We start from the raw sequence: 26,310 nt of genomic DNA, 5'->3' as shown, positions 1-26,310 counted from the left end.
AGGAGTCCCCATGTCTCAGGGCTATGCCTCCTCCGCACCGGCGGAGGACTCGAACCGCGTGAAGCTCGGCTGGTCGAACCGCCTCCTCGCGCGTCCGGAGGTCGGCGCCGCGGTCGCGGCCGCCGCCATCTTCGTGTTCTTCCTGGTCGTCGCGCCCGCGTTCCGGTCACCGGACGCGTTCTTCACGATCCTCTATCAGGCGTCCACGATCGGCATCGTCGCGGTCGCGGTCGGCCTGCTCATGATCGGCGGCGAGTTCGACCTCTCCGCCGGCGTCATCGTCACCAGCGCGGGACTGTTCAACGCCCTATTCTGCTACTACCTCGGCATCAACCTGATCGTCGGCGCCGTGCTCTCGCTGGTGTTCTCGCTCGCGATCGGCTTCATCAACGGCTACCTCGTGATGCGCACGGGCATCCCGAGCTTCCTCATCACGCTCGGCTCGTTCTTCATCCTGCAGGGCGTCAACCTGGGCGTGACCAAGCTCGTCACGGGCGCGGTCGCGAGCCCGAACATCTCGCAGATGGACGGCTACGGCGCGCTCAAGGCGATCTTCGCCGGCTCGTTCGACGTCGCCGGCGTCACTGTGTGGAACAGCGTGATCTACTGGCTGGCCTTCGTGGGCCTCGCGGCGTGGATCCTGCAGCGCACGCGTCTCGGCAACTGGATCTACGCGGTCGGCGGCAACGCCGCGTCCGCACGGGCCGTCGGCGTCCCCGTCGTCCGCGTCAAGATCGGCCTGTTCATGGCCGTGTCGTTCCTCGGCTGGTTCGTCGGGATGCACACGCTGTTCCGCTTCAACACGCTGCAGGCCGGCAACGGCGTCGGCAACGAGTTCCTGTACATCATCGCGGCGGTCGTGGGCGGAACGCTCCTCACCGGCGGCTTCGGAAACGCGCTGGGCGTCGCGATCGGCGCGTTCATCTTCGGCATGACCTCGCTCGGCATCGTCTACGCCGGGTGGGACCCGAACTGGTTCCGCGCGTTCCTCGGCGTGATGCTCGTGCTCGCGGTGCTCGTGAATCTCTACGTCAAGAAGCTCTCCACCGCCAGGAAGGTCGGATGATGACCATGTCGGACACGCCTCAGAGCGGTGCGCCGCTCATCCAGATGACCGAGGTCGGCAAGAGCTACGGCGCCATCCGAGCGCTCAAGGGCATCAACCTCACCGTCAACGCCGGGGAGGTCGCGTGCGTGCTCGGCGACAACGGGGCGGGCAAGTCCACGCTCATCAAGATCATGGCCGGACTCCACCCGCACACCGAGGGCACCCTCCTCGTCGAGGGCGCCGAGCGCCGCTACGACTCCCCCCGCCAGGCGCTCGAGGACGGCATCGCGACGGTCTACCAGGACCTCGCCGTCGTGGGCCTCATGGAGGTGTGGCGCAACTTCTTCCTCGGCTCCGAGCTGGTGCGCTCGAAGATCCCGCTCGCGAGCATGAGCATCCGTGACATGAAGGCGATCGCGGATGCCGAGCTGCGCAAGATGGGCATCGTCGTGAAGGACCTCGACCAGCCGATCAGCGAGCTCTCGGGGGGTCAGCGCCAGTGTGTGGCGATCGCCCGGGCCGTCTACTTCGGCGCGAAAGTGCTGATCCTGGACGAGCCCACGGCCGCGCTCGGCGTCAAGCAGTCGGGCGTCGTTCTCAAGTACGTGGCCGCCGCGCGTGACGCGGGCCTGGGCGTGGTGTTCATCACACACAACCCGCACCACGCGTACATGGTGGGCGACCACTTCGTCATCCTGAAGCTCGGCCAGGCCGTGCTCGATAAGAAGCGCGACGAGGTCACGCTCGACGAGCTCACGCGGCAGATGGCGGGCGGCGACGAGCTCGCCGAGCTGAGCCACGAGCTGCAGGAGCTCGGCGGCCGCACCGAGGCCATCCGGACGGTCGTGCAGGACACCCGACGGCGCCGCTGACGACGCCGGATCCGCCGCGGCGGGCTCACCGACAGGTGGGCCCGCCGATCCGCTTCAACGGGCCAGCGCCGGCCCGGTGGAAGCCCGCACGATCAGGAGGGGCGGCTCAAGGTGGCGCACCGTGGTCGCATCGGGATCGTCAATGCGGCGCACGATCGCGTCGAGCGCGGCCCCGGCCAGCCGCGCGGGATCATGCCGCACCGTCGTCATCTGCGTGTAGGGCAGGCGCGCGATCGAGCTGTCGTCGAACCCTGCCACCGAGACGTCGGCCGGCACCCGCACGCCGGCGCGCACGAGCGTCCCCAGGACCCCCGCCGCGCACCGGTCGTTCGCCGCGAGGATCGCCGACGGCAGCCGCTTCCGGGCCAGCAGGTCCTGCGCCGCACGCGCACCGGCGTCCTCCGTGAAGGCGGCCGGGACGACGTCGAGCGCGAGGCCCCGCCGCTCCATCGCCGCCTCATAGGCGAGCCGCCGCTCGCGGGCGTTCGGCCCGTCGCCGCCGGAGACGTGCGTGATCGCACGATGACCGAGGCCGGCGAGGTGCTCCACCAGCAGATCGATGCCGGCCGTGTCGTCGACGCGCACGTCGTCCGCGGTCTCGAGCGCCCGCGGCCCGCCGAGCTGCACGAGCGGGATGCCGGGCAGATCGTCTATCGTCGCCGATCCCCCCTCCGCGGCGAGCACGAGCAGTCCCTCGATCCGCTGACCCAGGAGCTCGGCGAGAACCGTGCGCTGCGATCGTGCCGCGGAGAGAGGCCCGAGGACGAGAGCGTACCCCCGCTCGGCGGCGCCGGCGAACAGCTCCTCGACAAGATCCACTTCGAACGGCTCGCGCATCGTGAACAGCACGCCGAGCCGCCGGCTACGGTGCCCACGCAGCACGCGCGCGGAATCGTCGGGGTGATACCCGAGTTCCTCGGCCGCGGCCCGCACGCGGCGCCGGGTCTCCTCACTTGCGCCCGGCAGGTCTCGGAGCACGAGCGACACCAGCTGTCGGGATACGCCGAGGTGATCGGCGACGTCCTTCATGGTGGGTCGCGGTTCGGGCACGCCCCATCGTCGCATGGAAGACGCGCATCGAGGTCAATCGGACCGGGTTGCGACGAACACTGGCACGTGACACTAGCACGTGCTAATCTCGGCGCATGGGCCGCGGAGGGCGGCGCCGCATGAGTCGCGCTGGAGGCGCCATGACCATCCCCACCCCCGTCCGCATCGGCCTGATCGGCTCCGGCTGGATCGGCGCGTTCCACGCCGAGAGTCTCGCGCGGCGCATCCCCGGCGCCGTGCTGGCCGCCGTCGCGGATCCCGCACCGGGTGCCGCGGAGGGCGTCGCGGCGCGCTGTGGCGTCGACCGCACCTTCCTCGACGCCGCGGACCTCATCGCGGCGAGCGACATCGACGGCGTCGTGATCGCCTCGCCCGCGTTCACCCACCCCGACCTCGTCGTCGCCGCGGCCGAGGCCGGCAAGGCGGTGTTCGTGGAGAAGCCCATGGCGCTCACACTCGAGGACGCGGATCGTGCGATCGCCGCGGCCGCGGCGGCCGGCGTCCCACTGCAGGTGGGATTCAACCGCCGCTTCTCGCGCGATTTCGCGGCCGCGCACGCCGCCGTGCGCACGGGCAGGATCGGCACTCCGCAGCTGCTGCGGTCGCTCACGCGCGACCCCGGGCTGGCGAATCCGAGCGCGGTGAAGCCGTGGACGATCTTCCTGGAGACCCTCATCCATGACTTCGACACGCTGAACTGGTTCAATGCGGGCGCGAAGGCCGTCGAGGTCGTCGCCCTCGCCGATGCGCTCGTCGCCCCCGAGTACAAGGAGAGCGGGCTGCTCGACACCGCGGTCGTCACCGTGCGATACGACAACGGCGCGATCGCCGTGGCGGAGGCGAGCTTCTCAGCCGCATACGGCTATGACGTGCGCGGGGAGGTGTTCGGCGACAGCGGCATGGTCACGGCCGGGGATGTACGCGCGACGAGCATGCGCCTCTACGACGGCGACGGCTTGACGGCCGACACGATGCGGCTGAACGTGGATTTGTTCCACCAGGCCTACACCGACGAGCTCGCCGCGTTCGTCGAGGCGATCCGCAGCGGGGCCGTCTCGGGCGCGCGCGGTGAAGACGCGCGCGCCGCGCTCGCCCTCGCGCTGGCCTGCCGCGCGTCGATCGAGCGGGGCGCGGTCGTGCACGTCGGCGCGGACGGCCGGGTCGCGTGAGCGTCGCGCCCCGGCCCACCGGCGTCACCCTGGCCGCCTGCGCGGAGATGCTCTTCACCGAGCTTCCCTTCGTCGAGCGGGTGCGCCGGCTCGACGAAGCGGGATTCCAGGTGGAGATCTGGGGATGGCCGACCAAGGACCTCTCCGCGCTCGCCGCGACCGGCGCGACGTTCTCGTCCATGACCGGATACGTCACAGGGGGCCTCGTCGACGACGACGCCGCCGACGAACTCCTTGCGAGCGCTGCGCGTTCGCTCGAGGCCGCGAGCGTCATCGACAGCCCCCGCCTGAACCTGCACGGCACCGGGCTCGACGACCGTGGCCTCCCCGTGGCACCGCACGAGCGCGTCTCCGCGCGCGACTGGTTCGCCGCGGCGCGCACGCTCGATCGCGTCGCCGCCCTCGGTGAGAGACACGGCCGCGTGTTCACCCTGGAGAACCTCAACACCGCGGTCGATCATCCGGGCACGCCGTTCGCCCGGGCGGCGGACACGATCGCGCTCGTCGAGGCCGTCGGCAGCCCTCACCTCCGGCTGAACCTGGACCTCTATCACGCGCAGATCGGCGAGGGGAATCTGATCGAGCTCCTCGAGCGTGCGCTCCCGCTCATCGGCGAGGTCCAGGTCGCCGATGTCCCCGGCCGATGCGAGCCAGGTACGGGCGAGATCGCGTACCCCGCCATCGCGCGAGCGCTCCACCGCCTCGGATACAGCGGAGTCGTCGGGCTCGAGGGGTGGGCGCGCGCCACCTCGGAGGAGGCGCTCGCGGCGTTCCGCGCCGCCTTCGCTCCCGCGACCGGCTGATCATTCGGAGGGGGAAGCCGGCCAGCGCCGCCATCCCCCTCGTCGCGCTTCGGTCAGCCGATCAGCTCGCGCAGCTTCTCGAGCTGGTAGCGCGACACCTCGTCGCGGTTCTCGTCCTCGGCGAACACGTTCGACACGATGAGCGCGTCGTCGCGGTCGAGGTAGCCGATCTCGCGGAGCGTCGTGAAGAGCTCGTCCCAGTTCACGTCGCCGTCGCCGATCTTCAGGTGCTGGTGCACGCGCACCGCGTTGCCGGGCGGGTTCGTGATGTAGCGGAGCCCGTGCGAGCGCGTGTGGTCGAACGTGTCGGCTGTGTACACAGCGCCGATGCGGTCGCCGATCTCGGGCAGGAGCGTCGTCGCGCGGTCGCCGTAGTGGAACGTGTGCGAGGCGACGTACACGAAGCCGACGGCGGAGGAGTTCAGCCCCCGCAGCACGCGCCATCCCTCGAGGCCGTCCTCGACGAAGTCGTCGGGGTGCGGATCGACGTTGAGGCGGAGGCCCTCGCGCTCGATGATCGGCAGGAGCTCCTCCATCGAGGTGTAGAACGCCGCCTCGGAGTCCTCCTGACGCTCGGGGCGGCCCGAGAACTCGGTGTTGATGACGGGCACCTCGAGCTCGACGGCGAGCTGGATGATCCGGCGGAAGTTCCGCACGGCCGCCTGGCGCTGCGGCTCGTCGGGCCACGAGATGCGCTGAACCGGGAGGATGGCCGGGATCGACACGCCGGCATCCCGCGCCGCCTTCTTCAGCTTCGCCACGAGGCCGTCGTCGGCCTTCGGGTACCGGAAGAAGGGCGAGAAGTCGGCGTGAGGCGTGAGCTGGAGGTGCGTGTAGCCCAGCCGTGCGGCGATGTCGGGGAACTCGAGCAGCGCGTGCCCGTCGTGGAACGGCGTCGGATCGAGGGCGATGCGGACCATCGTCGTGCTCCTTCGGTATCAGGCGTAGAAGGCGGGGCGGGCGGGTGCGTCGACCGGCTGCACGCCGCCGTCGAGCGCGCGCACGCCGGCCTCGCACGCGAGCGCGACGAGGTAGCCGTCCCACGCGTTCGGCCCGTCGACGAGGCGTCCGTCGCGCACGGCGTCGACCCAGCGCTGGATCTCGTTGTCGTACGCGGTCGCGAACCGCGTCGTGAAGCTCACATGCTCGGCGGTCGAGACACGGCCCTCCTGCCACAGCTGCAGCCCGGACGGCTGGCCGATGCGGGCGATCCCCTGCTGGAAGACGGCCTCGGTCGCCACCTGGTAGCCGAACTGCACGCTGACGTTCATCTCGACGTCGACGAGCACCCCGTTCTCGAGCTCGATGAGCACGAGGATGGGCTCGCGCAGGCGCTCGGGCGAGAGGTCGTTGCGACGCGGGTACTTCACCTCGACGCTCACGATCGGCGAGCCGGCGAGCCACGGCACGACGTCGAACTCGTGCACGACCGAGTCGGTGATGAGCATCGTCTGGCTGTAGCTGTCGGGCACGCTCGGGTTGCGGTGCACGGCGCGCACCATGAGCAGCTCGCCCGCCTCGCCCGAGGCGACGAGCTCGCGCAGCTGGGCGTACTCGGGGTCGAAGCGGCGCATGAAGCCGACCTGGATGTGCGTCCGATCGAGTCGCTGCTCGAGCTCGAGCACCTGGCGCGACGTCTCGGAGTCGGGCGTGAGCGGCTTCTCGCAGAGGATCGGCAGGCCCGCGGCGAGCGCCGGCTCGAGCACGGGCAGGTGGAACTGACCCGGCGTCGCGATGAGCACGGCGTCGACGGCGTCGGCCGCGATCGCGTCCTCGATGCGGGTGAAGGTCTGCGCCCCCGGCGCGTTCCCCGCGGCGGACGCGGCGCGCCCTGCGTCGGGCTCGATGATCGCCGCGACGCGGGCGCCGCTGATGCGCTGCGTGATGCGGGCGATGTGGTCGGCGCCCATGGCGCCTGCGCCCACGACGCCGATGCGGAGGTCCTGGCTCATGTCGTCTTCTCCTGGGGGCTCAGTGCTGGCGCGCGAAGTGCGTGCAGCCGAAGATGTGCTGGCGGGTGCGGGCCGCGATCGGGAACGGGGTGTCGACGTCGCAGCCGTACATGTCCTGCTCCACGATCGCGAAGATCTCAGGGTCGATCGCCGCGACCGCCTCGATGATCGGGCCGAGGTCCGGCACGCCGTGCGGCGGCTCGATCATGATGCCCTGCGAGACCGCCTCGGCGAACGGGACGTCGTTCTTGAGCACGTCGAACAGCAGCGACGTGTCGACCTGCTTGAGGTGCAGGTACCCGATGCGGTCGGGACGCTCCTCGATCAGCTTGAGGTTGTCGCCGCCGTAGTACGCGAAGTGGCCCGTGTCGAGGCACAGGTTGGTGTAGCGCGGGTCGGTCTCGTCCAGGAATCGCAATACCTCGCGCGTCGTGCCGATGTGGCTGTCGGCATGCGAGTGGAACTGCTGCTTGACCCCGTACTCCTCGAACAGCGCCTTGCCGAGGCGGTCGTGGCCCGCCGCGAGCTTCGCCCACTGCTCGTCGGTCAGCGTGCGCGCCTCGAGCACCTCGCTCGTGGCGTCGCTGCGCCACAGGTCGGGGATGACCACGATGTGCTCGGCACCGAGCTGCGATGCGAGCCCGGCGACCTTGACGGCCTGGTCCCACGCGCGCTGCCACTCGTCGTCGCTCTTGTGGAAGCCGGTGAAGACCGTGCCGCCCGAGAGCTTGAGCCCGCGGCTGCCGAGCTCGTCCTCGAGCTGGTGCGGGTCGGTCGGCAGGTAGCCGTAGGGGCCCAGCTCGATCCAGGTGTACCCGGCCTGGACGACCTCGTCCAGGAAGCGCTGCCACGGCACCTGCTTCGGGTCGTCCGGGAACCAGACGCCCCACGAGTCGGGGGCCGTGCCGATGCGGAGCGCGGCGTCGTGCCGCACCGTGATGTCCGCGTCCTCGGGGATGCTGTCGGTCATTGCTGTCGTCTCCTGTGGGTGTGCTGCTCAGCTGAGCAGCGGCTTCTGCGCCTGGACCTGCTGCTCGTACTCGGTGCGGGCGGCCTGGGTCGACGCGATGGTCGACACCTCGGCGACCGGCACGTCCCACCAGCCCGCACCGTCCGGCGCGTAGATCTGCGGGTCGCTGTTGATGTGGATGAAGGTCGAGCGATCGGACGCCTTCGCCTGGGCCACCGCGGCGCGCAGGTCGTCGATCGCGCTCGCGCCGGGCTCGATCTCGATCACGTCGAGGCCGTAGCTGCGAGCGTTCATGGCGAGGTCCACCGGGAGGACGTCCTCGCCCTCGAAGTTGCGGGCCTGCGGGTCGTACGCGCGGTACTTCGTGCCGAATCGCTCGGAGCCGACCGTCTCGGACAGGTGCCCGATCGACGCGTACCCGTGGTTCTGGATGAGGATCACGATGATCTTGATCCCCTCCGCGACCGCCGTCACGAGCTCGGTGTTGAGCATCAGGTACGAGCCGTCGCCGACCATGACGATCACGTCGCGGTCGGAGCCGTCGGCGACCGCGCCGCGCTTGACGCCCAGGCCGCCCGCGATCTCGTACCCCATGCACGAGAAGGCGTACTCGACGTGGTAGCCGAGCGGATCGCGCACGCGCCACAGCTTGTGGAGGTCGCCCGGCAGCGATCCGGCCGCCTGCACGACCACGTCCTGCGGGCCGCTCGCCTGCTGCACGGCGCCGATGATCTCGGGCTGGCCCGGGAGCGCGAGCCCGGAGGGGGCGAACGCCGCGTCGACCGTGGCGTCCCACTCCGCCTTCTCCCGCGCGATGCGCTCGCCGTACTCCGGCGCGACGCGCAGACCCGCGAGCGCGTCGGACAGCTCCACCAGGGCCTCGCGCGCATCCGCCACGACCGGCAGCTGCGTGCCGTGCTTGTAGGCGTCGAACGAGGCGACGTTGATGTTGACGAATCGCACGTCGGGGTTCTGGAACGCGGTGCGCGACGCGGTCGTGAAGTCGCTGTAGCGCGTTCCGATCCCGATCACCACGTCGGCCTCGGCCGCGAGGCGGTTCGCCGCGAGCGTGCCGGTCGCGCCGACGCCTCCCAGGTACTGCGGGTGGTCCCAGTTCAGCACGCCGCCGCCGGCCTGCGACGTCCCGACCGGGATGCCCGTCGCCTCGACGAGCGCGCGCAGCTGCTCCTCGGCTCCCGAGTAGAGCACGCCGCCGCCCGCGACGAGGAAGGGCCGCTTGGCGCCGCGGATCGCCTGCACGGCGAGCGCGAGCGCGTCGCGGTCGGGGCGGGGCCGGCGGATGCGCCACTCGCGGTCCTGCAGGAACTCGAGCGGCACGTCGAGCGCCTCGGCTTGGACGTCCTCGGGGAGCGCGATCGTGACCGCGCCGGTCTCGGCGGGGTCGGTGAGCACGCGCATCGCCGCGAGCGCGATCGAGAACAGCTGCTCGGGCCGCTGCACGCGGTCGAAGAACCGCGACAGTGGCCGGAACGCGTCGCTGACCTGGATGCCGATGTCGTGCGGGTGCTCGAGCTGCTGCAGCACGGGGTCGGCCACGCGCGTCGCGAACGTGTCGCTCGGCAGCAGCAGCGCGGGCAGGCGGTTCGAGGTGGCGAGCGCCGCGCCCGTCAGCATGTTGGCCGCGCCCGGACCCACCGACGCCGCCGACGCGAACGTCGCGCGCCGGCGGTGCATGCGCGCGTAGCCCACCGCCTGGTGCACCATGGCCTGCTCGTTGCGGGCCTGGTAGTAGGGCATCAGGTCGGGCTGCTCCTCGTTCACCTGCTTGAGGGCCTGACCCACGCCCGCCACGTTGCCGTGCCCGAAGATCCCGAACACGCCGGGGATCGTGCGCTCCCGGATGTCGCCGTCGACCGTCCACTGGTGCGCGAGGAACTCCACGAGCGCCTGGCTCACGGTCATCCGCTTGGTGCTGCCCATGGGATCAGCCTTCCTTGTTCTCGTCGGTCGTGTACGGGAGCCGGGAGTCGAACTCCTGCCCGTCCCAGGTCTCGCGCACCCAGGCGTGCGCGGGGTCGTCGCTGATGAGCCAGACGCGCTCGGCGTCCGGCCCGGCCATGACGTTCAGGTAGTAGAGGTCGTAGCCCGGCGCCGCGACGGCCGGGCCGTGGTAGCCGTACGGGACGAGCGCGACGTCGCCCGTGCGCACCTGCGCGTTGATGTCGATCTCACCCGCGGGCGACGAGTAGGTGCTGAACATCCCGAAAGACGCCTCGGCCGTTCCCCGGCCACCGCCGACCCGCGACGGCGCGGTTTCGAAGTAGTAGATCTCCTCGAGGCGCGACTCGTGGCCCGGCGTGTGCTCGTCGTGCTTGTGCGGCGGGTACGACGACCAGTTCTCGGCCGGCGTGATGACCTCGCACACGATGAATCGCGCGGCGTCGAGCGCCTGGGGCGTGCCGAAGTTGTGCACCTGGCGGCTGGATGCTCCCGCACCGCGCAGCTCGACCGGCGTCTCTGTCGCCGCGATGCGGCGCGTGGGACGGATCTCGTCGGTCGGCGACGTGGCCACCGCCACGCGGCCCTCGCCGCTCAGCACCGCGGTCGCGGCCGCCGAGAGGTAGAGCACGTCGGTCGGGCCGTCGAACACGGACGCCCGCCCGGCGAGCTCGATCGTGCGCTCGTCGCCGTCCTCGGTCACGCGGACCGAGAACGAGCCGGCGAGCGGCACGACGAGCTTCTCGGCGCCGGGCTCGAGCGGGAGCCCCTCCCCCGCCGCGAGCCGCGCGACGCGCAGCCCCGTGTGCTCCCATCCCTCGATCGTGCCGTCGACGACGGTCTCCCAGCCGTCCCGCGCGAGGGATCCGCGCGGGTGGAACCAGCGTCCACTCATAGCCGTGCTCACTTCATCCCGTTTCGTCTCGCTTCGCTCGCTCAACGACCGAAGAGCTGCTCGCTTCGCTCGCCGAGTCTCAATCGTTCTGCGGGAAGCCGAGGTTGATGCCCCCGTGCGTGGCCGGGTCGAGCCAGCGGCTGGTGACGGCCTTCTCACGCGTGAAGAAGTCGAAGCCGTGCACGCCGTACGCCTTGGCGTCGCCGAACAGCGACTTCTTCCAGCCGCCGAACGAGTGATACGCCACGGGCACGGGGATCGGCACGTTGATGCCGATCATGCCGACCTGGATCTCGTTCTGGAAGCGGCGGGCAGCTCCGCCGTCGTTCGTGAAGATCGCGGTGCCGTTGCCGAACGCGCCCGAGTTGATGAGGTCGACGCCCTCCGCGAACGTCTTCACCCGGACGACCGACAGCACGGGGCCGAAGATCTCCTCCTGGTACGCGCGCGAGCTGATCGGCACGTTGTCGAGCAGCGTCGGACCGAAGAAGAAGCCGTCCTCGCGGCCGTCCACCGCGAAGCCGCGGCCGTCGACCACGACCGTCGCGCCGTCCGCCTCCGCGATGTCGACGTAGCCGGCGACCTTGTCGCGGTGCTCGCGCGTGATGAGCGGGCCCATGTCGGGCTCGCCGTCGGGGCCGCCCGCGCCGTCGCCGACGCGCAGCCGCGCGATGCGCTCCTTGATCCGCTCGATGAGCTCATCCGCGACCGGCTCGACCGCGAGCACGACCGAGATCGCCATGCAGCGCTCGCCTGCCGCGCCGTACCCGGCGTTGATCGCCTGATCGGCGACGAGGTCGAGGTCGGCGTCCGGCAGCACGAGCATGTGGTTCTTGGCGCCGCCGAGGGCCTGGACACGCTTGCCGTGCTTCGACGCGGTCTCGTAGATGTACTGCGCGATCGGCGTGGAGCCGACGAACGAGATCGACTGCACCCGGTCGTCCGTGAGCAGACCGTCCACGGCGAGCTTGTCGCCCTGCAGGACGGTGAAGACGCCGTCGGGCAGGCCGGCCTCCTTCCACAGCCCCGCCAGCCACAGCGCCGCGGACGGGTCCTTCTCGCTGGGCTTCAGCACGACCGAGTTGCCGGCCGCGATCGCGATCGGGAAGAACCACATCGGCACCATGGCCGGGAAGTTGAACGGGCTGATGACGCCCGTCACGCCGAGCGGCTGCTTGAGCGAGTAGACGTCGATCCCGGTCGACGCGTTCTCGCTGTACGCACCCTTGATCAGGTGCGGGAACCCGGTCGCGAGCTCCACGACCTCCTGGCCGCGCAGGATCTCGCCCATCGCGTCGGACAGGACCTTGCCGTGCTCGGCCGTGATGATCTCCGCGAGCTCGCCCTTGCGCGCGTTGAGCAGCTCGCGGAACGCGAACAGCACGGTCTGGCGCTTGGCGATCGAGTAGCGGCTCCAGGTCTCGAAGCCGCGCTGCGCGGAGGCGAGCGCCTCCTCGATCTCGGCCTCGTCGGCGAGCGCGACGTGCGCGGACACCGCGCCGGTGGCGGGGTTGTACACGGGCGCGGTGCGTCCGCTCGTCGAGGGGCGCACGGCTCCGTCGATCCAGTGCCCGATCACGGGCAGGCCGGCGTCGACACCGCGGTCGGCGATGGTGGTCTCGGTGGTGCTCATGGGAAGTCCTTCGGTTCTGGAGGGGAGGTCAGACGAGCGACGGCAGGTCGGTGTGCACGAGACGCGCGGCCGTGTCGACCGCGCCGGCGACGTCGCCGTCCGGAGGGTAGAGGAGCGTCCGGCCGACGGTGAGGCCCCGCACGCCGGGGAGCGCGAGCGCCCCCTCCCAGGCCGCGAAGGTCTCGTCGGGGTCGACGCCGGAGTCGCCGCCGAGCAGCAGCGTCGGCATGGTCGTGGCGGCCATGACGCGCTCCATGTCGTCGACGACGGGAAGCTTCATCCACGTGTAGGCGCTGTCGGCGCCGAGGCCCGACGCGATCGCGACCGACAGGATGACCGCGTCGGTGCTGAGGTCGTTCACGATGCGGCCGTCCTGCCAGCGGCTCATGAACGGCTCGAGCATGATCGGCAGCCGGGCCGCGGCGGCCTGGGTGACCGCGTCCGCCGTCGCCTGCAGCGTCGGCGCGGTGTCGGCGTCGTCGAGGTTCACGCGGATGAGCGTCTTGGCGAAGTCGATGCCCCGCGCGGCCATGGTGGGCACGTCGTAGCCCGTGTAGCGGTCGTCCATCTCGAACTTCGCGCCGCGCAGCCCGCCGCGGTTCATCGACCCCACGACGATCTTGCCGTCGAGGAGCCCGAGCGCCGCGAGGTCGTCGACGATGTCGGGGGTGCCGAGCACTCCGTCGACGCCGGGGTGGCGCAGCGCGACCACGAGCCGCTCCAGCAGCTCGTAGCGGTCGGCCATCGCGGTGGCGTTCGACCCCACCGCGAGCGCGCCGCGCGCGGGGTGGTCCGCCGCGATGATGAACAGCCGGCCGTCACCCTGCAGCACCTCGCGGCGCCGCCGGGCGGCGAAGACGTCGGCGATCTCGTGCGGGCGGTGCGCACGGATGTCGCGCAGGCGATCGAAGTCGGCCGCGGAGAGTTCGGACATGTCAGGCCCCCTGCAGGATGGTCTCGACCTCATCGGCCGTCGGCATGGCGGTGGAGCACTCGCGACGCGACGCGACGATCGCGCCGGCGACGTTGGCGAAGCGCAGCGTGCGCTCGAGGCCCCAGCCCTCGAGCAGCCCGTGGCACAGGGCCCCGCCGAACGCGTCGCCGGCCCCGAGGCCGTTGACGACGTCGACGGGGTGCACGGGCACCTCGACGACCTCGTCGCGCGTCTTGGCGAGCACGCCCTTGGGACCCTGCTTGACGATCGCGATCTCGACGCCGCGCTCGAGCAGGGCGTCGGCCGCGCGCATCGGCTCGCTCTCGCCGACCGCGACGAAGCACTCCTCGCGGTTGCCGACCGCGACCGTCACCTGCTCGAGCACGGGCGCGATCTGCGCCGTGGCGTCACCCGGCTCGGTCCAGAACATGGGCCGGTAGTCGAGGTCCAGGATGGTGTGCTGGGCTCGACCGCGCGCTGCGAGCGCCGCGTGGTGGGCCTCGCGGCTCGGCTCGGCGCTGAGACCCGTGGTGGTGACCCACAGGATGCGCGCGGCGCGGACGGCGTCGGAGTCGATCTGCGTCGTGTCGACGTTAAGGTCGGGCGCCTTGGGCTCGCGGTAGAAGTACAGGGGGAAGTCGTCGGGCGGGAAGATCTCGCAGAACGTGACGGGCGTGTTCAGCGCGGGGTCGGTGCCGACGAAGCGGTTGTCGACGCCGAGTCGCGCGAGCTCCGCGAGCAGGTAGCGCCCGAACGGGTCGTCGCCGACGCGCGACACCAGCGTCGAGGCGTGGCCGTAGCGCGCGACCGCGACCGTGACGTTCGCCGCGGTGCCGCCCAGGTACTTGCCGAACGTCTCGACCTGCTCCAGGCCGACGCCGTCCTGCAGCGGATAGATGTCGACGCCGAGTCGGCCGATTGCGAGTACGTCGGTCGTGTAGCTCATCCCCTGCTCCGTTGTCATCTCGGGCGACTGCGCCCTCCGGTGATATGTCCTGACAATCTCACAAGCAAAAGGGGAATGCAAGTCCCTGCGGATGACAAACCCGCCCAGCGGTAACATTGTCGGGACATTAGGCCCATGGTGGCCGGGAGGGAGCACGGAGATGGCGATGGATCAGGCGGTGTGGCCCGACCACCTCTTCGCGGATCTGGACCGCACGGGCCCCGTCCCGTTGTACTACCAGGTGTCCAGCCGGCTCGAGTCGGCCATCCGCTCGGGCGAGATCCCCGCGGGAGCGCGCCTCGAGAACGAGATCGCGATCGGCCAGCACCTCGGCCTGTCCCGCCCCACTGTGCGGCGCGCCATCCAGGAGCTGGTGGACAAGGGCCTGCTCGTGCGGCGCCGCGGCATCGGCACGCAGGTGGTGCAGGGTCAGGTGACGCGCCAGGTCGAGCTGACGAGCCTGTACGAGGATCTGCAGAGCACGCACCACGAGCCCGCCACGCGTGTGATCGAGCGGGAGGTGCGCTCGGCGCCGGACGACGTCGCGGAGCAGCTCGGTCTTCCGGCCGGGTCCGACGTGCTGTATCTGCGCCGGCAGCGCAGCACCGACGGCGTACCCGTCGCGCTCCTCGAGAACTGGCTGCCGGCGGAGTTCACCGACATCCAGAGCGAGCAGCTGGAGGAGCGCGGGCTCTACCAGATCATGCGCTCCCGCGGCGTGGCCATCCGGGTCGCGAAGCAGCGCATCGGCGCGCGCCGCGAGCACGGCGACGAGGCGCAGCTGCTCGACATCGACAAGGGCAGCCCGCTGCTCACCATGGAGCGCGTCGCGTACGACGGGTCCGGGCACGCCGTCGAGTTCGGCCGACACTGCTACCGGCCCGACATGTACAGCTTCGAGACCACGCTCGTCGCGAAGTAGTCGCAGGCCGTTGACCCGGCACCCCTGTCTCCCTAGAGTTTGATAAGACATTCGGTCTTTTACCCGCGCTGGCGCGGGTAAGCTCACTAGATTCAAGGGAGAACCCATGGGTGACACCATCGGCGTCGCCGTCATCGGCGCGGGCATGGCGGGCAAGGCCCACGCCGCCGCCTACCGAACCGCGACGGCCGTCTACGACTCGACCCTTCCGCCCGTGCGGCTCGTGTCCATCTGCGACATGAACGAACAGCTCGGCGAAGCGGCGGCCCGCCGCTTCGGATTCGAGCGCCATGATGCGGACTGGCGCGCGATCGCCGCCGACGACTCCATCCACGTGGTCAGCGTCGTGGTCGCGAACTTCCTGCATCGCGAGATCGTCGAGGGGCTGCTCGCGGCCGGCAAGCACGTGCTGTGCGAGAAGCCGCTGTCCGACTCGATCGAGAGCGCGCAGGCGATGGCGGATGCCGCACGCGGCGCGTCGACCGTCGCGCGCATCGGCTTCAGCTACCGCCGCGCGCCCGGCATCGCCTTCATCCGCGACCTCGTGCAGTCGGGGCGGCTGGGCGACGTCCTGCACTTCAGCGGGCGCTACTGGACCGACTACGGCGCACACCCCGACGCGCCCATGAGCTGGCGCTATCAGGGTCCCGCCGGGTCCGGCGCGCTCGCCGACGTCGGCAGCCACCTCGCCTACATCGCGGAGTTCGTGGCGGGCGACATCCTGCGCGTCCGCGGCGGACAGCTCTCGACCGTGATCACCGAGCGCCCCGTGCCCCTCGGCGCAGTGGTGGGGCACACCCGCGGGGCCGTGAGCGACGAGAAGTCCCCCGTCGAGAACGACGACTACGCGGCGTTCGGTGTGGAGTTCGCGCGCGGCGGCGGCACGCTGGAGGTCTCCCGCGTCGCGGTCGGCCACGCCAACTCGCTGTTCTTCGAGGTCTTCGGCTCCCAGGGGGCCGCGCGCTGGGATCAGCGCAACCCCTCACAGGTGGAAGTCGCGTTCCACGCGGACGACCCCGAGATCTCGGGCTATCGCACGGTCCAGCTCGGCCCTCAGCACCCCTACATCGCGGGCGGCCTGCCGATGGACGCGACCGGCGTCGGCATCGGCCAGAACGACATGTTCGTCTACCAGGCGCGCGCGTTCCTGGAGGAGGTCGCCGGCATCCCCGAGTCCGCCTCGCTGCCGCGCTGCGCGTCGTTCGACGAGGGCGTGCGCAACATGCTGCTGCTCGACGCCGTGGCGCGCTCCGCGACGGCCGCGGGCGAGTCCGTGGACGTCCCGGCACTCGCGGCGGTGGGCGCATGACGCCGCGCACACTGCGCGTCGGGCTGGTCTCGGTCGGCTGGATGGGCCGGCTCCACTCGCGGTCGTACCTCGCGGCCCGCGCGCACTACCCCGAGCTGCCCGTGCGCGCCGAGCTCGCCGTCGCGGCCGACCCCGACGCGGGCGGGCGGGCGCACGCGCTGGACGCGCTCGGGTACCAGGAGGCCGTCGCCGACTACCGCGAACTGATGGCGCGCGACGACATCGATATCGTGTCGATCTGCTCGCCCAACTTCCTGCACCACGAGGTCGCACTGGCGGCGATCGAGGCCGGCAAGCCGTTCTGGATCGAGAAGCCCATGGGCCGCACCGCGGCCGAGGCGGGCGAAGTCGCCACGGCGGCCGCCGCGCGCGGGCTCGTGAGCGCCGTCGGGTTCAACTACCGCCACGCCCCCGCGATCGCGAAGGCGCGCGAGCTCGTGCGATCGGGCGCGATCGGCGACATCACGAACGTGCGCGTCGCGCTCCTCGCCGACTACTCGTCGGATCCCGATGGCGCGCTGACGTGGCGCTTCCTGCGCGAGCGCGCGGGGTCGGGCGTGCTCGGCGACCTGCTGGCGCACGGCGCCGATCTCGTGCAGCACGTCGTCGGGCGCATCCAGGAGGTCTCGGCGCTCACCGAGACGTTCATCCGCGAGCGGCCGCTGCCCGCGGCCGGGGCCGCGAGCCACTTCTCGCGCGGCGCCGAGGGCGGCCCGCGGGGCGCGGTCGAGAATGAGGACTACGCCGCCATCCTGGCGCGCCTCGACGGCGGCGCCGTGGCGGTGCTCGAGTCGAGCCGCGTGGCGATCGGCCCGCGCGCGGAGTACACGCTCGAGGTGTACGGCACGAAGGGATCGCTGCGGTGGGACTTCCAGCGGCTCAACGAGCTGCAGCTGGCCGACTCCCACGACGGCTACCGGACGATCATGGCGGGCCCCGGCTTCGGCGACTTCTCGCGGTTCCAGCCGGGCGCGGGTACGAGCATGGGCTTCGACGACCTGAAGACGATCGAGGCGGCCCTGTTCTTGTCGTCGGTCGCCGAGGGCCGCCAGCTCGCGCCGTCGGCCGTCGACGCGTGGGCGGCGGCGACTGTGGTGGACGCCGTGCTCGACAGCGCGGAGCGCCGATCGTGGGTTCCCGTGCCGGCGGTCGCCGTGCCGGAGGCCGTCCTGCCGACGGTGGCGGCAGTCGTCCGCTGATCGACCGACCGGCCGGCGCGGGGATCGGGGGGTCCCGCACCGGCCGGTAGCCGCGAGACCGCAGGCCCCTGGCGAGACCAGCGTCGCCGACGGCGGTCCGGGCGGCGATCTGCGGTCTGGGCGGCGATCTGCGGTCTCGCGCCGGCCGAGCCGGCCCGTCAGCCGTGCAGCGTGCGCAGCGCCGACACGACGTCGCTGTGCCAGCGGCGCGCGGCCGACAGCACGCCCGTGAAGATCGCGGTGTCGTGGGTCACGCCGAGGTACTGCACGGCGCTCGCGTCCACCCCCGCCACCCGCAGCGCGGCCGCGTAGGCCTCGCCGTCGCCGCGCAGCGGGTCGTACTGCGCCGTGAGGATCACCGCGGGCGGCAGGTCCGCGTGCGACTCGGCGCGCAACGGGGACGCGTACGGCTCGTAGGCGTCGCTCTGGTGGCGCAGGTAGGTGCGCGCCACCGACCGCAGCTCGCGCCGCATCACGAAGCTCGGGATGCCGATGCCCCGCGTCGCCCGCAGGTCGATGTGCCGCCCCGTCAGGTCGACGACCGGCACCTCGAGCAGCTGCAGCCGCACGGGCAGGCGCCCGCGATCGCGGTTGGCGAGCGCGACGGCCGCGGCGATGTTCCCGCCCGCCGACGTGCCGGCCAGGCCGATCCGCTCGGGGTCGAGGCCGAGGTCCGCGGCGTGCTCGAACACCCACTCCAGCGCGGCGTGCCCCTGCAGCACCGGCACGGGGTACTTGTACTCAGGCGCGAGCGCGTAGCCGACGGCGATCATGGCGACCCTCGCGTCGGCCGCGCGGCGACGATTGGCCGCGTCGGTGGTCGGGTAGTCGATGCCGCCGATGCGGAACGCGCCGCCGAAGAAGCTCAGGCACGCGGGCACGGGGGCGTCCGGCCGCCCGCCCTCGGTCGGGTAGTAGATGCGCAGGCGCACGTCGGGGGCACCCGCGACCGAGAGGATCCGGTCGATCGTGTGCACGCGCGGCGGCGGCGTGCCGACCTTGCGCAGCTCCGCCCGGTCCCACGAGAGGGCGATGCGACGGTGCTCGGCCCGGCGCGTGCTGGGGTGCGGGCGGGAGGCGCGCACGTCCTCGCGCACCTCCACGCGGGCGGCCGCCCGGGCGCGCCCCTTCTCCGCCGGCGGCGCCGTGCGCACGGCCTGCTCCTCCGCCGGACGCATGAACCAGGGCCAGCCGAGCCGCTTCTTCACGCCGTCCCAGGCCTGCGCGAGCATGTACTTGCGCTGCCGCTGAAGACGGTCGGCGAAGAACGGATCGAGCGGCATGATCCGATCCTATGAACGCAGAAGGGGCGAGGATCCTGAGATCCTCGCCCCTTCGAGCATCACATCCCGTTCACCGGGACGCGGCGGGTCTTACCAGCTCGACTTGGTCACGCCGGGCAGCTCGCCACGGTGCGCCATGTCGCGGAAGCGGACACGCGAGATGCCGAACTTCGTCAGGACACCGCGCGGGCGGCCGTCGATGACGTCGCGCGAGCGGACGCGCACCGGCGACGCGTTGCGCGGGAGCTTCTGCAGACCGAGACGAGCGGCCTCGCGCTCCTCGTCGGTCGCGTTCGGGTCGATGAGCTGCTTCTTGAGGGTCGCGCGCTTCTCGGCGTAGCGGGCGACGATCTCCTTGCGCTGCTCGTTGCGAGCGATCTTGCTCTTCTTGGCCATGATTAACGCTCCTCGCGGAAGTCGACGTGCTTGCGGACCACGGGGTCGTACTTCTTGAGCACGAGGCGGTCGGGGGTGTTGCGGCGGTTCTTCTTGGTCACGTAGGTGTAACCGGTGCCCGCCGTCGAACGCAGCTTGATGATCGGACGGATGTCCTGTGCCTTCTTGGCCATTAGAGCTTCACACCCTTCGCGATCAGGTCCTTGACGACCGACTCGATGCCGCGGGCGTCGATGACCTTGATGCCCTTAGCCGACACGTTCAGCGTGATCTTGCGACCGAGCGACGGAACGAAGTAGGTCTTCTTCTGCACGTTCGGGTCGAAGCGGCGCTTCGTCCGGCGGTGCGAGTGCGAGATGTTGTGACCGAAGCCGGGAACGGCACCGGTCACCTGGCACACAGCAGCCATAGTGGTTTCTCCTTCAATACCGTGGCGTCAGACGACGCCACCCAAGGTCTCTTGTCTGCACATGACCGACCCGACCCTTGCGGGCTGTGTTCGGGAGGGGATGCACGAACTGCGCACAGGAGTGCACGCAGACAATCGACAACTCTACCACACCGGGCGTGTCGCCTACTTTCTAGAAGCGCCTCGCACGCTCGCGCCGACGCTCCGCGCCGGACACTCGCGAGCGAGGAACGTCGCTTCGCTCCGTTCGGCAGCGCTTCGCGCTGCGTCTTGGCCGCATCCGCGGCACGCTCGCTGGGCCCCCGGCGCCGAGGCTCCGTCCGTCGCGAATGCGACGGACGGAGAAGCGCACGGGGACGCTCGCACGACGGTAGGTGATGAGAGCCGCTGCCGGTCGTTGAGCGGAGCGAAGCGGAGACGAAACGGCATCGAGCTTCCCACGGGTCAGGCGGCGCCGCGGCCCGGGCGGAACGGGGAGACCGTGGGGTCGCCCGGGATCCAGAAGCGCCAGGGGTACGCGGCCGTTCCGGCGATGCCCGCGACGCCGACGCGCGGGCCGGTCGCGACACCCGCGAGCGGCTCCTCGAGCAGGTGGAGGCGCGCGACGGCCCCCGCCCGCGGCTCGCCCGTGATGGCGTCGATGCCGTCGTGCGCGGGGTGGCGCAGGCCGATCGCGTCCCCGAGCCGCCCCGGCCCCCGGGCCAGGTCGCGGTCGGTGCGGGCGACGCCCCTGGCCTCGCGACGGGCGCGGGCCACCTCCGTGCCGCGCACGATCTCGCCCGCGCGCAGCAGGACGCCGTCGCCCTGGCCGACCGGGCCGCACACCACGTTGACGCACGAGTGGATCCCGTGGCTGAGGTACACGTACAGGTGCCCTGCCTCGCCCCACATCGTGGCGTTGCGCGCGGTCGGGCCCATGCGCGCGTGCGATCCGGGGTCGTGCACCTCGCCCGAGCCGAGCCCGTGATAGGCCTCCACCTCGGTGATCCGGACGGCCACGACCCCGTCGGGGAGGGTCGTCTCGAGGATGCCGCCGAGCAGCCGGGGCGCCACCTCGGACGGAAGCCCGGCGAGGTCGTCGCGGGCGGCGGGCCTGTGCCCCGCGGATCCGCTCACCACGGACCCACCGTGCACCAGCTGATGTCGAACCCGCGCAGCACCGAGACCGGCTCCCCCGTGTCGAGCGCCACGATGTGGGTCTCGAGATCGCGCGGCACGGGGTGGGTGCCGACGTCGTACGGGTTGGACAGGATGTCGGGCGCCACGAGCGCGGCCACGTAGCGGCCGCTGGGCGACACGCACGACTGGAGCAGCGCGTCCTGCGACCCCACCTCGAACAGCTGGCGGGTCGCGCCGTCGTCGGCCACGTGGACGATCAGCTGGGAACCGGGCCGCGTCGGGTCGACCATCTGCTGGTACTGGCGCACCGTGCCGCCGCGGGCCTCGCCGCCCTCCGGGACCGGCACGACCGCGCCCAGCAGGCCCAGGTCGCCCTCGGGCTCGACGAGCGGCGCCTCCTCGCCCGTGGTCAGGTCGAGCGCGACGATTCCCTCCTGCACCCGCTCGACGATCGCGGTGTAGGTGCCGCGCTGGATCGCGTCGATCGTCACGGCGCCGCCGAGCCGGGTGGGCTCCGCGTCGCTCTCGGGATCCGTGAGCACGAGCTCGCCGTCGAAGCCGATCATCAGCAGCGCCGAGGAGTCGGGCACGAACCGCCAGCGGTCGACGCTGACGGGCTCGCCGCCGACCTCGATGGGCCGCGGCTCGGCCTGCGGATCGCCGAGCTCGGCCGTGAACAGCACGCTCGCGTGCCCCTGGCCGCCCGGATCCGAGTAGGTGTAGCCGACCAGGTCGCCGCGCTGCGACACCTGCAGCCCCTGCACGATGCCCTCGCCGGGCAGCGCGAGCTCCGTGACGTCCCCGCCGTCGCGATCCATCACGTGCAGGGAGGAGACCTCGTCCTCGACCGTCGCGACCACGAGCCGCGTGGATGTCGCACGGAAGTCCTCGATCACGGGCGCGGAGTACACCGCCACGGCCTGCTCGCCGTCGATGCCCGAGCGGAAGACGGTGTCGTCGCCCTCGGGATCGCGCTGCAGCAGGAACACCTCGGCCGGCGGCGTGCGGAAGCTCGTCCGGAGCGTCGCGGCCGGGCCGCCGCCCTGGGACCGCGCGCCCTCGACCGTGACGGTGTACTCGGTGTCGTCGTCGAGCGGCACGCCGAAGCGCACGCCCACGCTGCGCCCGACGGCGTCGACCGTGAACGGCGCGGCGGGCGTGACGCTCACCTGGGACGGATCGATCTCCTCGAGGGACTGGTTCACGGTGAGGATCACGCGGGAGCCCGCCACCTCGATCGCCGAGGCGGGGTCTGCCTGCACCTCGCTGATGCGCGGCCCCTGCGCCAGGCTCACGGCGGCGCCCGCACCGCTCAGCAGCCCGAGCGCGGCGAGCACGCCCACGAGGGTCAGCGCGAAGCGGCGCAGCCCCGCCCTGCGGCGGTCGCGGCGCTCGTGCGAGCGGGTCGCGTCAGTACTCATACGGGTCCGACGGCTCCGGGATGGAGGAGATCTCGCGCGGCTCGATCACGAGCGCGCCGGACGCGTCGGTCGTGACGATGCCGTCGACCTGGATCCAGTTGCCCACCTCGACCGCGTCCCGCCAGTCGGGCGACACGACGGGGACGGAGGCCGGCTGCGCGTCGATCACGCAGTGCGTGATCACGAGGCGGCCCAGGCGGAGCGCCTCGGCGTTGCCCTCGTCGGGGGTGACGAAGCCCGTCAGCGTGACGTGCGTGCCCTCGTAGGCATCCGGGCTGGTGGCGCTGGAGAACACGGACGCCCAGTCGCCCACGCCGAACTCGCTCGTGTCGGCCGCCGCCAGCAGCACCTGGTCCGCGCCGGCGAACAGCGGCGCGGTGCCGGTGTCGCGCGCCATCGCCAGGTCCACGGACAGCGACGCGGGCGGCAGCACGAGCGCCGCGACCGCGACGGCCGAGGCCAGCACGCCGCCGGTCGCCGTGGCGGCGCGAGACAAGGAGAAGGCGGCGGGACGAGGAGAATGCGGCGCGGATCGTCCTGGTGCCGCGGATTCCTCCTCGGCTCGGGCGCCGTGCGCGTGGTCCGCCGCGTGCCCATGGTCGTGCCCGTGGTCGCCCTCCGCCCCCAGCGGCAGGACGAACGAGGCGACCGCGCCGAACAGCGCGAGCACGGCCATCCCGACCGCGAACCACGTCTGATCCGGGTTGATGTACAGCGCGAGGCGACCGGTGACGGCCAGCCCGAGCGTGACCACCGCGAGCACGGCGGCGAGCCCGACGCCGAGCCAGCGCGTGCCGACGGATCCCCAGCGGTCGGTCATCCGGTGATCACACAACGAGGTTCACCCCGATCCCGATCGCGAAGGCCGCGAGCAGCACGACCGCCACGATGCCGGCGAGCGTGCGGGTCGTGAAGGTGGTGCGCATCAGCGCGAGCATCTTCACGTCCACGAGCGGGCCCACCAGGAGGAACACGATCAGCGACCCGGGCGAGAAGGTCGAGGCGAACGACAGCGCGAAGAACGCGTCGACGTTCGAGCAGATCGCCACGGTCATGGCCAGCGCGGTCATCGCGACGATCGACAGCACGGGGTTCGAGCCGATCGCGAGCAGCGCGTCGCGCGGGATGACCACCTGCACGGCGCCGGCGATGGCCGATCCGATGATCAGCGCGGGCATCACGGCCCGCAGTTCGACGATGAACTGGGCGATGCTGCGGCGGCCGCGCCCGCCGGTCTCGTGCGCGACGACCTCGCACGTGTCGAGGAACCGACCGGTCAGGAGGCTCATCGGGTCGGGGTGACGGCTGTAGATCCAGCCGATCAGGTTCGCGATCAGCCAGCCGCCGACGATCCGGGCGATCAGGATGCCGCCGTCCCAGCCGAACGCGGCGTGCGTCGTGATGATCACGATCGGGTTGACGATCGGCGCGGCCACCAGGAACGTCAGGGTCTCGGCCGGCGTGATCCCGCGCATCAGCAGGCCGCGCGCGAACGGCACGTTGCCGCACTCGCACACCGGGATGAGCATGCCGAGCAGCGACAGCACCGCGCGCCGCGCCCATGCCCGCCGCGGCATGAACCGCTCGATCGCACTGGCGGGCACCCACACCTGGACCGCGATCGAGAGGATCACGCCGAGCATCACGAACGGCAGCGACTCGATCAGCACGCTGAGCGCGAGCGTCAGCCCGTCCTGCACGCGGGTCGGCAGCGCCTGCGGGAACAGGGCGGGCGCGAACACGTCGAGCAGCACGAGCACGCCGATCGCGGCCACGCCGATGCCGGCCCCGACCGCGATGCGGGTGGCCGGGGAGGCGGTCGGCGCCGGGGCGCCGCGATCGCGGGTGAGCGTCATGCCTTCCCGGCGGCGCACGACTCGCACAGGCCGAAGATGTCGACCACGTGCTCCGCGTCGCGGAAGCCGTGGCGCGCGGCGGTGTCGTGGGCCCACTTCTCGACGGCGGTGGCCTCGATCTCGACGGCCAGCCCGCACGAGCGGCAGATCAGATGGTGGTGATGCCCGCTCATGGTGCAGGCGCGGTAGAGCGCCTCGCCCTCGGGGCTCTGCAGCGAGTCGGCCTCGCCCGCGGCCGCGAGCCCGGCCAGGGCGCGATACACGGTGGCCAGGCCGATGCCGGTGTTCTCGTCGCGCAGCGCGGCGTGCAGGGTCTGCGCGCTCACGAAGCCGCGCGCGTCGGCGAGCGCGTCCCGCACCCGCTCGCGCTGCCACGTGTTCCGCTGCACCGCCATGGTCCGAGTCTACGGCGCGGGGCTTGCCGGAACCTGGGCGGCCGGCGCCGCCTCGGCGGCCACGCGCAGCGCGCGCTCCCGGCGCCAGGCGACCACGCGGCACACCACGTAGATGAGGAACGAGATGGTCGTGATGTACGGACTGACCGGCAGCGTTCCGGCGATCGCGAGCAGGATGCCTCCGACGGCCGACGCGAACCCGAACAGCGCCGCGAGCAGCGGCACGGCGACCGGGCCATGGCTGACCCGCATGGCGGCGGCGGCGGGCGTGACGAGCAGCGCCATCACCAGCAGGGCGCCGATGATGTGCACGGCGACGGCCACGATCAGGCCGAGCAGCAGCATGAACACCAGGCTGACGAACCGCGTCGGGACGCCGCGCGCGGCGGCCGCCTGACCGTCGAGCGAGTCGAAGCGCAGCGGGTTCCAGACCAGGATCAGCCCGACGAGCACCACGAGCGAGATGCCGATCAGCCATCCCAGATCCGGGCTCGAGACCGACACGATCTGGCCGGTCAGCAGGCTGAACCGGTTCGCGCTGCGGCCCTCGTACAGCGACAGGAACAGGATGCCCAGGCCGAGCCCGAAGGGCATGAGCACGCCGACGATCGAATTGCGGTCGCGCGCCCGGGCGCCCAGGACGCCGATGAGTGCGGCCGCGGCGACCGCGCCCGCGAGGGATCCCACGACCACGCTGCCGCCGAACAGCAGGGCCGCGGCCGCGCCGGCGAACGACAGCTCGCTCACGCCGTGGACCGCGAACGCCATGTCGCGCTGCATGATGAACACGCCGATCAGGCCGCCCACGATGCCGAGCACGGCGCCCGCGATCACGGAGTTGGCGACCAGCTGCAGCAGCGCGCCGTAGTCGTCGAACGAGAAGACGTCGCCCCAGTCCAGCGCCGGGACGACCGGGGCGCCGGTCACGCCGCGCCCGCCTCGGTCTCGATCGCGGTGAGCGGCACGTCGCAGTGGTCGTCCGCGTCGGGCACGCCGACGACGACCAGCCGGCCGCCGGCGCGCAGCACGTGGACGGGCGCGCCGTACAGGTCGGTGAGCACGTCGGAGCGCAGCACCTCGTCGGGCCGGCCGAGCGTGAAGCGCCCTCCCGCGATGTACAGGATGCGGTCGACGTGCCCGAGGATCGGGTTCACGTCGTGCGTCACGAACAGCACGGCCGCGTCGCGCTCGTGCCGCTCGCGGTCGATGATCGCGGTGACGGCCTGCTGGTTGGCGAGGTCGAGGCTCGACAGCGGCTCGTCGCACAGCAGCAGCGTCGGCTGGTCGGCCAGGGCCTGCGCCACGCGCAGCCGCTGCTGCTCGCCGCCGCTGAGGAGGCCCACCGGGCGATCGGCGTAGGCGGTCGCGCCCACCCCGGCGAGCAGCGCGTCGACGCGCTCCCGGTCACCGCGGCGCGGCACGGGCAGTCCGAAGCGCGGGCCCTGGATGCCGAGCGAGACCAGGTCGCGGGCGCGCAGGCTCGTGCCCGGCGGCAGCGGTCGCTGCTGCGGGATGTAGCCGATGCGCCGGTCGCCGCGGCGCACGGGCGATCCCCCGACGCGGATGTCGCCGGCGCTGAGCTCCTGCAGGCCGAGGATCGACCGCAGCAGCGTGGTCTTGCCGGATCCGCTCGGTCCCAGCACGGCGACGAACTCGCCCGGCTTCACCGACAGATCCAGCCCCGACCACAGCTCGCGCCCGCGCAGCCGGAGGGCTGCGCCGGAGATCTCGAGCACGGGCGCGGACATGGCGACAAGCCTATCCCTGGTC

The 26,310-nt window shown here is 71.7% G+C and carries 27 protein-coding genes; 7 read left to right on the top strand and 20 right to left on the bottom strand.

Going from position 1 to position 26,310, the window contains the following annotated elements; translation table 11 throughout:
* Nucleotides 1-10 precede the first annotated feature (10 nt).
* A complete protein-coding gene (locus ASD19_RS01175) occupies nucleotides 11-1,066 on the top strand; it encodes an ABC transporter permease (RefSeq protein WP_055987942.1) in 1,056 nt (351 codons plus the stop codon).
* Nucleotides 1,063-1,920 (top strand): ATP-binding cassette domain-containing protein, encoded by an 858-nt coding sequence (locus ASD19_RS01170; protein ID WP_442922486.1) that lies wholly within the window; start codon nucleotides 1,063-1,065, stop codon nucleotides 1,918-1,920. Before ASD19_RS01175 ends, ASD19_RS01170 begins: the two co-directional genes overlap by 4 nt.
* A gap of 54 nt (nucleotides 1,921-1,974) precedes the next feature.
* Here the strand turns inward: ASD19_RS01170 and ASD19_RS01165 are convergent, their stop codons facing one another.
* Nucleotides 1,975-2,970, bottom strand: a complete 996-nt coding sequence (locus tag ASD19_RS01165; RefSeq protein WP_200941030.1) for a LacI family DNA-binding transcriptional regulator — start codon at nucleotides 2,968-2,970, stop codon at nucleotides 1,975-1,977.
* Nucleotides 2,971-3,110: 140 nt separating this feature from the next.
* On the opposite strand from ASD19_RS01165, the gene ASD19_RS01160 reads away from it, so the two are divergent.
* Complete coding sequence (locus tag ASD19_RS01160; RefSeq protein ID WP_055987940.1) at nucleotides 3,111-4,139, top strand: Gfo/Idh/MocA family oxidoreductase; 1,029 nt, start codon at nucleotides 3,111-3,113, stop codon at nucleotides 4,137-4,139.
* A 47-nt stretch (nucleotides 4,140-4,186) separates the two neighbouring features.
* Nucleotides 4,187-4,942, top strand: a complete 756-nt coding sequence (locus ASD19_RS01155; protein WP_055988220.1) for a TIM barrel protein — start codon at nucleotides 4,187-4,189, stop codon at nucleotides 4,940-4,942.
* Between the two features lie 53 nt (nucleotides 4,943-4,995).
* On the opposite strand, the gene ASD19_RS01150 is transcribed toward ASD19_RS01155, so the two are convergent.
* From ASD19_RS01150 to iolC, 8 genes are all read right to left on the bottom strand, one after another.
* Complete coding sequence (locus tag ASD19_RS01150) at nucleotides 4,996-5,862, bottom strand: sugar phosphate isomerase/epimerase family protein (RefSeq protein ID WP_055987939.1); 867 nt, start codon at nucleotides 5,860-5,862, stop codon at nucleotides 4,996-4,998.
* A gap of 18 nt (nucleotides 5,863-5,880) precedes the next feature.
* On the bottom strand, nucleotides 5,881-6,894 hold the full coding sequence (locus ASD19_RS01145) for a Gfo/Idh/MocA family protein (protein ID WP_055987937.1): 1,014 nt from the start codon (nucleotides 6,892-6,894) through the stop codon (nucleotides 5,881-5,883).
* Between the two features lie 19 nt (nucleotides 6,895-6,913).
* On the bottom strand, nucleotides 6,914-7,864 hold the full coding sequence (locus ASD19_RS01140; protein WP_055987935.1) for a sugar phosphate isomerase/epimerase family protein: 951 nt from the start codon (nucleotides 7,862-7,864) through the stop codon (nucleotides 6,914-6,916).
* Between the two features lie 27 nt (nucleotides 7,865-7,891).
* A complete protein-coding gene (iolD, locus tag ASD19_RS01135; protein ID WP_055987933.1) occupies nucleotides 7,892-9,805 on the bottom strand; it encodes a 3D-(3,5/4)-trihydroxycyclohexane-1,2-dione acylhydrolase (decyclizing) in 1,914 nt (637 codons plus the stop codon).
* Nucleotides 9,806-9,809: 4 nt separating this feature from the next.
* Nucleotides 9,810-10,718, bottom strand: coding sequence for a 5-deoxy-glucuronate isomerase (gene iolB, locus ASD19_RS01130; protein ID WP_055987931.1), 909 nt, complete (start codon nucleotides 10,716-10,718; stop codon nucleotides 9,810-9,812).
* Nucleotides 10,719-10,797: 79 nt separating this feature from the next.
* Nucleotides 10,798-12,351 carry a CoA-acylating methylmalonate-semialdehyde dehydrogenase gene (locus ASD19_RS01125; RefSeq protein ID WP_055987930.1) on the bottom strand — a complete coding sequence of 518 codons (1,554 nt, stop codon included), beginning with the start codon at nucleotides 12,349-12,351 and terminating at the stop codon, nucleotides 10,798-10,800.
* Nucleotides 12,352-12,379: 28 nt separating this feature from the next.
* A complete protein-coding gene (locus tag ASD19_RS01120; RefSeq protein ID WP_055987928.1) occupies nucleotides 12,380-13,285 on the bottom strand; it encodes a class I fructose-bisphosphate aldolase in 906 nt (301 codons plus the stop codon).
* Nucleotide 13,286: 1 nt separating this feature from the next.
* Nucleotides 13,287-14,231, bottom strand: coding sequence for a 5-dehydro-2-deoxygluconokinase (iolC, locus tag ASD19_RS01115; RefSeq protein ID WP_134745259.1), 945 nt, complete (start codon nucleotides 14,229-14,231; stop codon nucleotides 13,287-13,289).
* A gap of 160 nt (nucleotides 14,232-14,391) precedes the next feature.
* On the opposite strand from iolC, the gene ASD19_RS01110 reads away from it, so the two are divergent.
* From ASD19_RS01110 to ASD19_RS01100, 3 genes are all read left to right on the top strand, one after another.
* Nucleotides 14,392-15,153, top strand: a complete 762-nt coding sequence (locus ASD19_RS01110; protein ID WP_055987924.1) for a GntR family transcriptional regulator — start codon at nucleotides 14,392-14,394, stop codon at nucleotides 15,151-15,153.
* A gap of 106 nt (nucleotides 15,154-15,259) precedes the next feature.
* The gene (locus ASD19_RS01105) at nucleotides 15,260-16,462 is read left to right on the top strand and encodes a Gfo/Idh/MocA family protein (RefSeq protein WP_055987923.1); all 1,203 of its coding nucleotides are present in this window, start codon (nucleotides 15,260-15,262) and stop codon (nucleotides 16,460-16,462) included.
* On the top strand, nucleotides 16,459-17,661 hold the full coding sequence (locus ASD19_RS01100) for a Gfo/Idh/MocA family protein (RefSeq protein WP_055987922.1): 1,203 nt from the start codon (nucleotides 16,459-16,461) through the stop codon (nucleotides 17,659-17,661). Before ASD19_RS01105 ends, ASD19_RS01100 begins: the two co-directional genes overlap by 4 nt.
* A 158-nt stretch (nucleotides 17,662-17,819) precedes the next feature.
* Here the strand turns inward: ASD19_RS01100 and ASD19_RS01095 are convergent, their stop codons facing one another.
* From ASD19_RS01095 to ASD19_RS01045, 11 genes are all read right to left on the bottom strand, one after another.
* Complete coding sequence (locus ASD19_RS01095; RefSeq protein WP_055987920.1) at nucleotides 17,820-18,944, bottom strand: alpha/beta hydrolase; 1,125 nt, start codon at nucleotides 18,942-18,944, stop codon at nucleotides 17,820-17,822.
* 90 nt (nucleotides 18,945-19,034) lie between these two features.
* Nucleotides 19,035-19,340: a 30S ribosomal protein S14 gene (gene rpsN / locus ASD19_RS01090; protein WP_055987918.1), complete on the bottom strand. Its 306-nt coding sequence runs from the start codon at nucleotides 19,338-19,340 to the stop codon at nucleotides 19,035-19,037.
* Between the two features lie 2 nt (nucleotides 19,341-19,342).
* Complete coding sequence (gene rpmG / locus ASD19_RS01085) at nucleotides 19,343-19,513, bottom strand: 50S ribosomal protein L33 (protein WP_055987916.1); 171 nt, start codon at nucleotides 19,511-19,513, stop codon at nucleotides 19,343-19,345.
* The gene (gene rpmB / locus ASD19_RS01080) at nucleotides 19,513-19,749 is read right to left on the bottom strand and encodes a 50S ribosomal protein L28 (protein WP_055987914.1); all 237 of its coding nucleotides are present in this window, start codon (nucleotides 19,747-19,749) and stop codon (nucleotides 19,513-19,515) included. The genes rpmG and rpmB overlap by 1 nt, the downstream gene beginning before the upstream one ends.
* A 444-nt stretch (nucleotides 19,750-20,193) precedes the next feature.
* Nucleotides 20,194-20,865 (bottom strand): DNA-3-methyladenine glycosylase, encoded by a 672-nt coding sequence (locus ASD19_RS01075; protein ID WP_055988218.1) that lies wholly within the window; start codon nucleotides 20,863-20,865, stop codon nucleotides 20,194-20,196.
* Complete coding sequence (locus tag ASD19_RS01070) at nucleotides 20,862-22,289, bottom strand: hypothetical protein (protein ID WP_055987913.1); 1,428 nt, start codon at nucleotides 22,287-22,289, stop codon at nucleotides 20,862-20,864. Before ASD19_RS01070 ends, ASD19_RS01075 begins: the two co-directional genes overlap by 4 nt.
* Nucleotides 22,279-23,109: a TIGR03943 family putative permease subunit gene (locus ASD19_RS01065; RefSeq protein WP_055987911.1), complete on the bottom strand. Its 831-nt coding sequence runs from the start codon at nucleotides 23,107-23,109 to the stop codon at nucleotides 22,279-22,281. The genes ASD19_RS01070 and ASD19_RS01065 overlap by 11 nt, the downstream gene beginning before the upstream one ends.
* Before the next feature lie 7 nt (nucleotides 23,110-23,116).
* Nucleotides 23,117-24,145, bottom strand: a complete 1,029-nt coding sequence (locus ASD19_RS01060) for a permease (protein WP_055988216.1) — start codon at nucleotides 24,143-24,145, stop codon at nucleotides 23,117-23,119.
* Entirely contained in the window at nucleotides 24,142-24,540 is a 399-nt protein-coding gene (locus ASD19_RS01055; protein WP_055987910.1) for a Fur family transcriptional regulator, read from the bottom strand. The genes ASD19_RS01060 and ASD19_RS01055 overlap by 4 nt, the downstream gene beginning before the upstream one ends.
* Nucleotides 24,541-24,549: 9 nt before the next feature.
* The gene (locus ASD19_RS01050; RefSeq protein ID WP_055988213.1) at nucleotides 24,550-25,440 is read right to left on the bottom strand and encodes a metal ABC transporter permease; all 891 of its coding nucleotides are present in this window, start codon (nucleotides 25,438-25,440) and stop codon (nucleotides 24,550-24,552) included.
* Between the two features lie 23 nt (nucleotides 25,441-25,463).
* Nucleotides 25,464-26,288, bottom strand: coding sequence for a metal ABC transporter ATP-binding protein (locus ASD19_RS01045; RefSeq protein WP_230667620.1), 825 nt, complete (start codon nucleotides 26,286-26,288; stop codon nucleotides 25,464-25,466).
* Nucleotides 26,289-26,310 lie beyond the last annotated feature (22 nt).

Origin of the sequence: Microbacterium sp. Root53 (genome assembly GCF_001426925.1) — a bacterium.
Taxonomy (GTDB): Bacteria; Actinomycetota; Actinomycetes; order Actinomycetales; family Microbacteriaceae; genus Microbacterium.
This window is presented reverse-complemented; position numbering and strand designations above follow the sequence as displayed.